This window comes from Microbacterium resistens (assembly GCF_021172025.1).
Taxonomy (GTDB): Bacteria; Actinomycetota; Actinomycetes; order Actinomycetales; family Microbacteriaceae; genus Microbacterium; species Microbacterium resistens.
On the sequence record NZ_CP082781.1, the window covers coordinates 886639 to 898426 of the forward strand.

Sequence of the window (11788 nt, forward strand, 5' to 3'; positions counted from 1 at the left end):
CGATGCCGGCCGCTTCGCAGGACGACGGAGGGGCGGAGCCGAAGCCCCGCCCCTCCGGACGAATCACGCCTGCGCTTTGTAGACCGGCGCCGCGCCGCCCACCGCGTCGCCCACCTTGTGGACGCGGATGTCGTTGGTCGAGCCGATGATCCCGGGAGGCGATCCGGAGATCACCACCACCTTGTCGCCCTCCGCGGCGAGTCCCTGGCCGAGAAGGTACTCGTCGACCTGGTGGAACATCATGTCCGTGTGCTCGACGACGTCGACCAGAACCGAGCGGATCCCCCAGGTGATCGCAAGGCGACGCCGGATGCTCGGCTCCGGGGTGAAGGCGAGCATCGGGATCCGGGAGCGGAGGCGGGACATACGTCGCGCCGAATCGCCCGACTGCGTGAACACGCAGATGTACTTCGCGCCGACGAACTCGGCGACCTCCTCGCCGGCGAGCGTGATGATCCCGCCCTGGGTGTGCGGCTTGTTGGTGAGCGGAAGGATCCGCTCCAGGCCGTGCTCCTCGGTGGACTCGATGATGCGCGCCATCGTCTCGACGACGACGACGGGGTACTCCCCCACGCTCGTCTCGCCGGACAGCATCACGGCGTCCGCGCCGTCCAGGACCGCGTTGGCGACGTCCGACGTCTCCGCGCGCGTGGGCACCGGGCTCGAGATCATCGACTCCAGCATCTGGGTCGCGACGATGACCGGCTTCGCGTTCTGGCGCGCGAGCTCCACGGCGCGCTTCTGCACGATCGGCACCGCCTCGAGCGGAAGCTCGACACCCAGGTCGCCGCGGGCGACCATGATGCCGTCGAAGGCCGCCACGATCTCCTCGAGGTTGTCCACCGCCTGGGGCTTCTCGATCTTCGCGAAGACGGGGACGCGGAAGCCCTCCTCCGCCATGATCTCGTGCACGCGCTCGACATCCTGCGCGTTGCGCACGAAGGACAGGGCGATCAGGTCGGCGCCCGAGCGCAGGCCCCAGCGCAGGTCCGACTCGTCCTTCTCGCTGAGCGCCGGCACGTTCACCGCGACGCCCGGAAGGTTGATGCCCTTGTTGTTCGAGACGGCGCCGGCGACGACCACGCGCGTGGTGACGACGGTGCCGTCGGTCTCGACGACCTCGACGCGCACCTTTCCGTCGTCGATGAGGAGGAAGTCCCCGGGCTTGACGTCCTGCGGCAGACCCTTGAACGTCGTGCCGGAGATCTCCCGGTTGCCGATGATGTCCTCGGTCGTGATCTTGAAGATGTCCCCGACCTCGAGCTCGTACGGGCCGCCCTCGAACTTGCCGAGCCGGATCTTCGGGCCCTGCAGATCCACGAGGATCGCGACGGCTCGCCCCGCGTCCTCTGCGGCGCGACGCACGTTCGCGTAGTTGTTGTCGTGGACGGAGTAGTCGCCGTGGCTGAGGTTCAGTCGTGCGACGTCCACCCCCGCATCGATGAGGGCCCGCACGGTCTCATACGTCGAGGTCGCGGGTCCGAGTGTGGCGACGATCTTGGCACGTCTCAAAGCTGTGTCTCCGAGTGTTCGAGGGGGATGGATGTTGCGGCCACGCTGCCGGCCCCAGCCTACGCGGGCTGGAGGCCGATAGCGAGATCGGTCGGTCGGACCGGGGCCGGCAGCACCGTCTCCCCCATCAGATAGCGGTCCACACCTGCCGCGGCGGCCCGCCCCTCGGCGATCGCCCACACGATGAGCGACTGGCCGCGGCCGGCGTCACCGGCCACGAACAGGCCGCTCTCCGTCGATGCGTACTCGTCGTCGCGCGCGAGCACCCCGCGCTCCGTGAACCGCGGCCGCGTGTCGCCGCCGAACCGGTCCTGCTCCGGACCGGTGAAGCCCATCGCGATGAGGACGAGGTCCGCGGGGATCTCCCGCTCGGTCCCGCTCTTCGGGACCCGGCGACCGTCGACGAACTCCGTCTCCGCCACGCGCAGGGCTCGGACCTCGCCGGCGTCGTTGGCGAGGAACTCCACGGTCGAGGCGAGATAGACGCGCTCCCCGCCCTCCTCGTGGGCGGACTGGACCTCGAACACGGTCGGCATCATGGGCCACGGCTGGTGCTCGGGCCGCGCCGTGCCCGGCTGACGGCCGATCGCCAGGTTCGTGACGCTGAGCGCCCCCTGCCGGTGAGCCGTGCCGATGCAGTCCGCTCCGGTGTCGCCGCCGCCGATGACGACGACGTGCTTGCCCTCCGCGGTGATCTGGTTCTGCACCGGGTCGCCCGCGACGGCCTTGTTCGACTCCACCAGGTACTCCATGGCGAAGTGGATCCCGTCGAGGTCCCGTCCCGGGATCGGCAGGTCGCGCGGGACCGTCGATCCGGTGCAGACCACGACCGCGTCGTAGCGGGCGCGCAGGTCGTCCCAGGAGATGTCGACGCCGATCTCGACGCCCGCACGGAAACGCGTGCCCTCCTCCTGCATCTGCCGGAGACGGGTGTCCAGGATGCCCTTCTCCATCTTGAAGTCGGGGATCCCGTAGCGAAGCAGGCCGCCGATGCGGTCGTCGCGTTCGAAGACCGCCACCGTGTGGCCCGCGCGGGTCAGCTGCTGTGCGGCGGCGAGTCCTGCCGGGCCCGATCCCACGACCGCGACCGTCTTCCCGGTCAGGCGCGCCGGAAGCTCCGGTTCGATCCAGCCCTTGGCGAAGGCATCGTCGGCGATCGAGACCTCGACCTGCTTGATCGTGACGGCGGGCTGGTTGATGCCGAGCACGCAGGCGCTCTCGCAGGGTGCCGGGCACAGCCGTCCGGTGAACTCCGGGAAGTTGTTCGTGGCGTGGAGGCGCTCGCTCGCCGCGCGGCCTTCGCCGCGCCAGGTCAGGTCGTTCCACTCCGGGATGAGGTTGCCCAGCGGGCAGCCCGAGTGGCAGAACGGGATGCCGCAGTCCATGCACCGGCCGGCCTGGCGTCGCAGCACCGCGGTGTCGCCGGGCTGGTACACCTCCTTCCAGTCCATGATGCGGACGGGGACGGGACGACGAGCGGGAAGCTCCCGCTCCGTCACCTTAAGGAAGCCCTTGGGGTCAGCCACCGGTCACCTCCAGGATGCGGTTCCACACGATGTCGCCGTCGGGGTCGAGCCCCGCGGCCTCGGCCTCCTCGCGCGTGCGGCGCACGGCCGCGAAGTCGCGCGGGAGAACCTTCACGAACTCGGACGCCTCGCGCTCGAAGTCCGACAGGATCTCCTCGCCCAAGGGCGAGGAGGTGCGCTCGACGTGTTCGACGAGCAGACTCCGCAGGACCTCCAGATCGGCGCGATCCAGCGGCTCGAGCGTCAGCTCTCCCGTATCGAGGGACTGCGCGTTGACGCTGTCGGCGCGCAGCCCCCGCACGTAGGCGACGCCCCCCGACATGCCCGCTCCGAGGTTGCGGCCGGTGCGTCCGAGGATGACGGCGACGCCCCCGGTCATGTACTCGAGCGCGTGGTCGCCCACGCCCTCGACGACCGCGGTGGCTCCCGAGTTGCGCACGAGGAACCGCTCGCCGACGACGCCCGAGATGTACATCGTCCCGCCGGTCGCACCGTATCCGATGACGTTGCCGGCGATGACGTTGCGGTGCGGAGCGAACGTCGCCTCCCGGGGCGGTCTGATCGTGATGTCGCCGCCTGAGAGCCCCTTGCCCACGTAGTCGTTGGCGTCGCCCTCGAGCCGCAGGATGATGCCGTGCGGCAGGAAGGCCCCGAGGGACTGTCCTGCGGTCCCGTGCAGGGTGATGTCGATCGTCTCCCTGGGCAGGCCCGCCGCGCCATGGCGAGCGGTCACGGCATGGCCGAGCATGGTGCCGACCGCGCGCTCGGTGTTGCGGATCGGCAGCTCCAGCACGACCGGGGACTTGTCCTCCAGCGCCTCGGCGGCGATCTCGAGCAGCGCGGCGTCGAAGTGCTTCTCGAGCTCGTGGTCCTGCGCGCGTGCGCTGCGGCGCGGCTCGCTCGCGGGGAACTCCGGACCCTCCAGGATCGGGGCGAGGTCCAGTCCCTCCGTCTTCCAGTGCCGGACCGCTGCATCCGTGCGCAGCAGGTCCGTGCGTCCGATGATCTCGTCGAGCGAGCGGAATCCGAGCTGGGCGAGGATCTCGCGGACCTCCTCGGCGATGAACTCCATGAAGTTCACCACGAACTCCGGCTTGCCCGTGAAACGCTCCCGCAGCACGGGATTCTGGGTGGCCACGCCCACCGGGCAGGTGTCCAGGTGGCAGACCCGCATCATGATGCACCCGCTGACGACGAGCGGCGCCGTGGCGAAGCCGAACTCCTCCGCGCCCAGCAGGGCGCCGATGACGACGTCCCGGCCGGTCTTGAGCTGGCCGTCGACCTGGACGACGACACGGTCGCGCATGCCGTTGAGCATGAGCGTCTGCTGCGTCTCGGCGAGACCCAGCTCCCAGGGGGTGCCGGCGTGCTTCAGCGAGTTCAGCGGGCTCGCGCCCGTGCCACCGTCATGACCGGACACGAGGACGACGTCGCTGAGCGCCTTGGCGACGCCGGCGGCGACCGCCCCGATGCCCGACTGGCTCACGAGCTTGGTGTGGATCCGGGCCGTCGGGTTCGCGCGCTTGAGATCGAAGATCAGCTGCTTCAGATCCTCGATCGAGTAGATGTCGTGGTGCGGAGGCGGGGAGATGAGTCCCACGCCCGGCGTCGCGTGCCGGGTCCGCGCCACCCAGGGGTACACCTTCTGGGGCGGCAGCTGGCCGCCCTCCCCGGGCTTGGCGCCCTGCGCGAGCTTGATCTGGATGTCGTCCGCCTCGGTGAGGTACTGGCTCGTGACGCCGAACCGGCCGGAGGCGACCTGCTTGATGGCGCTGCGGCGCTCCGGATCCACCAGGCGCTCGGGGTCCTCCCCGCCCTCGCCGGTGTTCGACTTGGCCCCCAGACGGTTCATCGCGATCGCGAGCGTCTCGTGCGCCTCCTGCGAGATCGAGCCGTAGCTCATGGCGCCGGTCGAGAAGCGCTTCACGATCGACGAGACGGGCTCGACCTCGTCGAGCGGCACGGCCGGGCGCTCGCCCGTGCGCAGCTCGAAGAGCCCCCGCAGGGTCTTGAGCTCCCGCGACTGATCGTCCACCAGCTTCGTGTACTCACGGAACACGTCATACCGGCGGGTGCGGGTGGAGTGCTGCAGCCGGAAGACGGTCTCGGGGTTGAACAGATGCGGCGACCCGTCCCGGCGCCACTGGTACTCGCCGCCCGTCCACAGGCGCTCATGCGCCCGCGCGGCGGCGTCCTCCGGGTAGGCGAAGTCGTGGCGCGCCTGGTTCTCGGCGAAGACGTCCTCGATCCCGATCCCGCCGAGCTTCGTCTCGGTGCCGGTGAAGTACGCGTCGACGAACTCCTGACTCAGCCCGACGGCCTCGAACACCTGCGCGCCCGCATACGAGGACACGGTGGAGATGCCCATCTTGGACATGATCTTCAGCACGCCCTTGCCGAGCGCGTAGATGAGGTTGCGGACCGCCTTCTCCGGGGTCAGGCCCGTGATGAAGCCCGTGCGCACGAGGTGCTCGACCGTCTCCATCGCCAGGTAGGGGTTCACCGCGGACGCGCCGTAGCCGATGAGGGTGGCGACGTGATGCACCTCGCGGACGTCGCCCGCCTCGACGATCAGGCCGACCTTCATCCGGTTCTCGTTCCGGATGAGGTGGTGGTGCACGGCCGCGACCATCAGCAGCGACGGGATCGGCACGAGATCCTTGTTGGAGTCGCGGTCCGAGAGGATGAGGAACTCGGCGCCCCGCGCGATCGCCTCGTCCGCCTCGGCGCACATCTGCGCCAGGCGCTCCTGCATCGTGTGCGCGCCGGCGTCGAAGTGATAGAGCCCCTTGATGGTCGCGCTGGACCGGTCGGGAAGGGCCTTGTCGATGTGACGGATCTTCGCAAGCTCGTCGTTGTCGATGACCGGGAAGTCCAGGGTCACGGTGCGCGCGTGCTCGGGGCTCCAGCTCAGCAGGTTCCGCTCCGGGCCGAGACCGAGGCGCAGGCTCGTCACGACCTCTTCACGGATCGCGTCGAGCGGCGGGTTCGTGACCTGTGCGAACTGCTGGACGAAGTAGTCGAACAACAGCCGGGGCCGCTTGCTGAGGACGGCGATGGGCGTGTCGCTGCCCATCGCGCCGAGCGGCTCGGCACCGGTCTGCCCCATCGGGGTCAGCAGGATCCGCACCTCCTCCTCGGTGTAGCCGAAGGTGCGCTGGCGGCGGGTGATGGATGCCGGCGGATGCACGATGTGCTCCCGCTCGGGGAGGTCGGCCAGCCGGACGGACCCGGCATCCAGCCACTCCTGCCACGGGTGCATGCGGGCGAGGTCGCGCTTGACCTCCTCGTCCTCGACGATGCGCCCCTGGGCGGTGTCGACCAGGAACATGGTTCCCGGCTGCAGCCGGCCCCGGCGCTTGATGCGCTCCGGTGCGAACTCCAGGACGCCGGTCTCGCTGCCGATGACGATGAGGCCGTCGGTCGTCTCCGTCCATCGGCCCGGCCTCAGGCCGTTGCGGTCGAGGGTCGCGCCGACGAGAGTGCCGTCGGTGAAGATGAGGGCGGCGGGACCGTCCCACGGCTCCATCTGGTTCGAGTGGTACTCGTAGAACGCGCGCAGCTGCGGGTCGATGTCGGCCTGCTTCTCCCAGGCGGCCGGCACCATCATCATCACGGCGTGCGGAAGGCTCCGTCCGGTGAGCGTCAGCAGCTCGAGGACCTCGTCGAACGAGGCCGAGTCGCTGGCGCCGTCGGTGCAGATCGGCAGCAGCGGGCGCATGTCCCCGAGGAGCTCGGACTCGAGCTGCGACTGACGGGCGCGCATCCAGTTGCGATTGCCGCCGACGGTGTTGATCTCCCCGTTGTGGGCGAGCATGCGCAGCGGCTGCGCCAGCGGCCACGACGGGAAGGTGTTGGTCGAATAGCGGGAGTGCACGACCGCGAGCTCGGACGCGAACCGCTCGTCCTGCAGGTCCGGGTAGAACGGCTCCAGCTGGAGGGTCGTGACCATGCCCTTGTAGCCGAGCGTGCGGCTCGACAGCGAGACGAAGTAAGCGTCCAGCTCATGCCCGGCGCGCTTGCGCAGACGGTAGGCGAGACGGTCCAGGGCGATCCCGGAGGGGGCCTCGCCGGCATCTCCGGCGGGAGCGGAGACGAAGAGCTGCTCGAAGGCGGGGCGGGCCTCGTCGGCGAGCTTGCCGAGGTGCTCGTTCGCGGTCGGGACACCGCGCCAGCCGAGGACCGTCAGCCCCTCCTCCCGGGCGATCCGCTCGATCCCCGCCTTCTGCTGACGTCGCGCCCCGGAGTCCCGGGGCAGAAAAGCGAGGCCGGCCGCGTACTCCCCCGCATCGGGGAGAGCGAACGGCACGACCTCGCGAAGGAAGGCATCCGGCATCTGCGTGAGGATGCCCGCGCCGTCCCCGGTTCCCGCGTCGGAGCCGATGGCCCCGCGGTGCTCCAGGTTGCGCAGGGCCTCCAGAGCCAGCGCGATGATGTCGTGACCCGGCGTGCCGCGGAGCGTGGCGACCATGGCCAGGCCGCACGCGTCCTTCTCGAACGCGGGGTTGAACATCCCCTGCTTCGGGGGGTATGCGCCGGAGGCGCCGTAGGGAGGCTGGAAGTACACCAGTTACCGTCCTCAGATCTCGAGATGACCCGGGGACGTCATTGGCCGGGCAGAGGGGGATGGAGTCCTCACGGACGTGCGGCTAACGGGTGCCTTCCGCGTCCGTGGGAGCGGTGCTTGTGGCTGAGGCTCCTGCGGTGACCTCGTCGGACGGAGGAGCGCTCACGTCGACGAAGTCCAAGCTGTCCGCCGATTCTACATCAGCGTCCTTGCGTCCTCGGCCGGGCATGTACGGCGAGGGCTCGATGCCCGGGTGGCGGCGGGACTGGACCACGAGGATCACGATGCCGACGACGACGCCGATGATCGCGGCCCAGACGTTGGTGCGCAGTCCGAGGTAGATCTCGCTCGGATCGATCCGGATCGACTCCCAGACGATGCGTCCTGCGCCGTACCAGATGAGGTAGACCGCGAAAAGCCTGCCCCACTGGAAGAAGAGCTTGCGGCCGAGCCACAGCAGGACGATCACGCCGAGGCTGTTCCAGATGACCTCGTACAGGAACGTCGGGTGGAACAGCGTGGCCTCGGCCAGGCCCGCCGGGAACGCTGGGTTCGTGGACTCGATCTCCAGCCCCCAGGGGAGGTCGGTCGGCAGGCCGAACAGCTCATGGTTGAACCAGTTGCCGAAACGGCCGATCGCCTGCGCGAGGAGAAGGCCGGGCGCGAGGGCGTCCGCGAACGTCCAGAACCGGATCCCGCTCCACTTGCACCCGAGCCACGCCCCGATCGCGCCGCCGATGAGGGCGCCGTAGATCGCGATGCCGCCCTCCCAGATGTAGAAGACGGCCCAGATGTTCTTGCCCGGCCCGAAGTAGAAGCCGGGGTGGGTCAGCACGTGGAAGATGCGCGCCGCGATGATCGCCAGCGGGACGGCGAGGATGGCGATGTCGATGACGACCCAGGGCTCCGCCCCGCGCTTCGTGAGGCGGTGGTTCGTGATCAGCACGGCCAGGATGATGCCGGTGATGATGCAGAGGGCGTAGAAGTGGATGCGCAGCGGACCCAGGTCGATGAAGCTGACCGGCGGGCTCGGGATGCTGGCGACCACGCCCGAGAGGGCGTTCTGGAGCGCGAAGGACATGCGAACGAGTCTACGGGGTCACTCGGCGCGACGCGTTCCGGCCGCCAGGGCGCGCGCGGTCTCCGCCAGCCCCTCGACCCCGCCGTCGCGGAGCGCCCGGACGAGCGCCGTGCCGACGATCGCGCCGTCGGCGTACTCCAGGACACCCGCCACCTGCTCGGCGTTCGAGATGCCGATGCCCACGCACGCACGGTGCGCGCCGTGTGCCCGCAGACGCTCGACGAGCGTCCGCGCCGCGCGGTCGAGCTCGGCGCGCTCTCCCGTGATCCCCATGGTCGAGACCGTGTAGACGAACCCGGTGGACGCGCCGACCACGAGGTCGAGTCTCTCGTCGCTGGAGGTCGGTGCCGCCAGGAAGATCCGGTCGAGGCCGGTCCGCGTGCTCGCGTCGATCCACTCCTGCGCGGCCTCGGGGGTGATGTCCGGAGTGATCAGCCCGGCGCCGCCCGCGTCGCGCAGGTCGTCCGCATAGCGGTCGACCCCGTGCTGCACGACGGGGTTCCAGTAGGTCATGACCACGACCGGCACGTCGACGGAGGCAGTGATCGCCCGCACAGCCGTGAACAGGTCCCGCATGCGGAATCCCGCGGCCAGCGCGGCCTGCGTGGCCTCCTGGATGATGGCGCCGTCCATCACCGGGTCGCTGTAGGGCGGGCCGAGCTCGATGACGTCGGCCCCGTTCTCGGCGAGCGTGATCGCCGCACGGATGCTCGTGTCCAGGTCCGGGTAGCCCACCGGGAGGTATCCGATGAACGCACCCCGTCCCTCGGCATGGGCGCGCTGGATCGCTTCTTCCACGCGACTCATGCCGTGCCGCCCTCCTCGTCGTCGTACAGATCGAAGTAGCGGGCGGCCGTGTCCATGTCCTTGTCGCCGCGGCCGGACAGGCACACCGCGATGACGGCGTCCGGCCCGAGCTCGCGGCCGAGACGGATCGCGCCGGCCAGGGCGTGGGCGGACTCGATCGCGGGGATGATGCCTTCCGTGCGGCTCAGCAGGCGGAGAGCCTGCATGGCCTCGTCATCGGTCGCCGGGATGTACTCCGCCCGCCCGATCGCGGCGAGCCAGGCGTGCTCCGGCCCGACGCCCGGGTAGTCGAGGCCGGCGGAGATCGAGTGCGACTCGATCGTCTGGCCGTCCTCGTCCTGGAGGACGAAGGTCCGTGCGCCGTGGAGGACGCCGGGGCGTCCGCGCTCGATGGACGCCGCGTGCTTGTCGGTGTCGACGCCGTCGCCGGCCGCCTCGACCCCGTAGAGCCGGACGCCCTCGTCGTCGAGGAAGGCGTCGAACATGCCGATCGCGTTGGATCCGCCGCCGACGCAGGCGACCACCGCATCCGGAAGGCGCCCCGCCTCCTCGACCAGCTGCGCTCGGGCCTCTTCGCCGATGATCTTCTGGAAGTCGCGGACCATGGCCGGGAACGGGTGGGGACCTGCGGCGGTGCCGAAGATGTAATTGGTCGTCTCGACGCTGGCCACCCAGTCCCGGTAGGCGTCGTTGATGGCGTCCTTGAGGGTCCGCGAGCCGGTCGTGACCGGCACCACCTCGGCGCCCAGCAGTCGCATCCGCGCGACGTTCAACGCCTGACGCTCGGTGTCCACCTCGCCCATGTAGATCGTGCAGTCCAAGCCGAACAGCGCGGCCGCCGTGGCCGTCGCCACGCCGTGCTGTCCGGCCCCGGTCTCCGCGATCACGCGCGTCTTGCCGAGGCGCTTGGTCAGGAGCGCCTGGCCGAGCACGTTGTTGATCTTGTGGGACCCCGTGTGGTTGAGATCCTCGCGCTTGAGGAACACCCGGGCGCCACCGGCGTGCTCCGCGAAGCGCGGCACCTCCGTGATCGGCGACGGACGTCCGGCGTACGAGTGCAGCAGCGCCGTGAGCTCCGCCTGGAAGGCGGGGTCGGCGACGGCCTGTTCGTACGCCTCGGTGAGCTCGTCGATCGCGGCGATGAGCGATTCGGGCATGTACCGCCCGCCGAAGTCGCCGAAAAGGGGTCCGGGCTGGTCGCGCAGGCTCACGCCGTCGCCTCCGTCCGTGTCGCGCGGCGCCTCATGCGTCGCTCGGTCCGTGATGCGCCCGCCCCTCGCCGGCGGCGAGGAAGGACGCCAGGGTGGCCACCGGGTCCCCGGTGACGAGGGCCTCGCCGATGAGCACGACGTCGGCGCCGGCCTGCCGGTAGTGCCGGACGTCGTCGGGCGTCAGGACCGCGGACTCGGCGATCTTGACCGCGGAGTCCGGGATGCGGTCCACGAGCCGGCCGAACAGGTCCCGGTCCAGCTCCAGCGTGGTGAGGTCGCGAGCGTTGACGCCGATGAGATCGGCGCCGAGGTCGATGGCGATCTCGAGCTCCTCGGCGGAGTGCGTCTCCACGAGCGGCGTCATGCCGAGCTCGCGGATCAGGGCGTAGAGCTCCGCGAGGACGCGGCGGTCGAGCCCGGCGACGATGAGCAGCGCGAGATCGGCGCCCGCCGCCCGCGCCTCGAGCACCTGGTAGGGCGTGGCGATGAAGTCCTTGCGGAGAACGGGCAGCGACACCGCCGCCGTGACCGCCTCCAGGTCGGCGAGGCTGCCGCCGAATCGACGCTCCTCGGTGAGGACGCTGATCGCCGAGGCACCCCCGCGCTCATAGAGCGCGGCCTGCGCCGCCGGGTCCGGGATCTCGGCGAGCCGGCCCCGCGAGGGGCTCGCGCGCTTGACCTCGGCGATGATCTTGACGCGATCGGCCGGAGCGAGGGCCGCGCGCACGTCCGCGGCCGCAGGACGCGCGAGGGCATCGCGCTCCACGACCGCGAGCGGACGCTCCCGCTCGCGTCGGACCGCGTCCTCGACTGCGCCGGCCGTGAGGTCGGCGAGCACCATCAGTGCGCCTTCGGCGAGTACTTCGGGCCCTTCACGCCGTAACCGGCCTTGGCGAGGATCCAGCCCACGATCAGGCCGACGACGATGAGTCCGGCCGAGGCCCAGACGACGGCGGGGATGTCCAGGAAGAACGCGACGGTGCCGATCGTGAAGCCGAGCAGCATGATGACCACGGCGGTCCAGGCGGCAGGCGAGTGTCCGTGGCCGGGATCGGCGATGGGGTTGGTCATGTTCTCCTCCGAA

At 70.1% G+C, this 11788-nt stretch carries 8 protein-coding genes; all 8 read right to left on the minus strand.

Annotated features, from left to right (window positions below; all coding sequences use genetic code 11):
• Positions 1 to 63 precede the first annotated feature (63 nt).
• The 8 genes from pyk to K8F61_RS04285 all read right to left on the minus strand — a co-directional run bounded on the left by pyk (position 64) and on the right by K8F61_RS04285 (position 11775).
• On the minus strand, positions 64 to 1512 hold the full coding sequence (pyk, locus tag K8F61_RS04250; protein ID WP_067243363.1) for a pyruvate kinase: 1449 nt from the start codon (positions 1510 to 1512) through the stop codon (positions 64 to 66).
• A gap of 59 nt (positions 1513 to 1571) precedes the next feature.
• Positions 1572 to 3038: a glutamate synthase subunit beta gene (locus K8F61_RS04255; protein WP_231820789.1), complete on the minus strand. Its 1467-nt coding sequence runs from the start codon at positions 3036 to 3038 to the stop codon at positions 1572 to 1574.
• Positions 3031 to 7551 (minus strand): glutamate synthase large subunit, encoded by a 4521-nt coding sequence (gltB, locus tag K8F61_RS04260; RefSeq protein ID WP_219084737.1) that lies wholly within the window; start codon positions 7549 to 7551, stop codon positions 3031 to 3033. The genes K8F61_RS04255 and gltB overlap by 8 nt, the downstream gene beginning before the upstream one ends.
• Positions 7552 to 7687: 136 nt before the next feature.
• On the minus strand, positions 7688 to 8686 hold the full coding sequence (lgt, locus tag K8F61_RS04265; RefSeq protein ID WP_231820790.1) for a prolipoprotein diacylglyceryl transferase: 999 nt from the start codon (positions 8684 to 8686) through the stop codon (positions 7688 to 7690).
• 18 nt (positions 8687 to 8704) lie between these two features.
• Positions 8705 to 9493 (minus strand): tryptophan synthase subunit alpha, encoded by a 789-nt coding sequence (trpA, locus tag K8F61_RS04270; protein ID WP_231820791.1) that lies wholly within the window; start codon positions 9491 to 9493, stop codon positions 8705 to 8707.
• Positions 9490 to 10704: a tryptophan synthase subunit beta gene (gene trpB, locus K8F61_RS04275; RefSeq protein ID WP_231820792.1), complete on the minus strand. Its 1215-nt coding sequence runs from the start codon at positions 10702 to 10704 to the stop codon at positions 9490 to 9492. Before trpB ends, trpA begins: the two co-directional genes overlap by 4 nt.
• 31 nt (positions 10705 to 10735) lie before the next feature.
• A complete protein-coding gene (trpC, locus tag K8F61_RS04280) occupies positions 10736 to 11542 on the minus strand; it encodes an indole-3-glycerol phosphate synthase TrpC (protein WP_067243414.1) in 807 nt (268 codons plus the stop codon).
• Positions 11543 to 11544: 2 nt separating this feature from the next.
• Complete coding sequence (locus K8F61_RS04285) at positions 11545 to 11775, minus strand: DUF6704 family protein (protein ID WP_067243358.1); 231 nt, start codon at positions 11773 to 11775, stop codon at positions 11545 to 11547.
• Positions 11776 to 11788 lie beyond the last annotated feature (13 nt).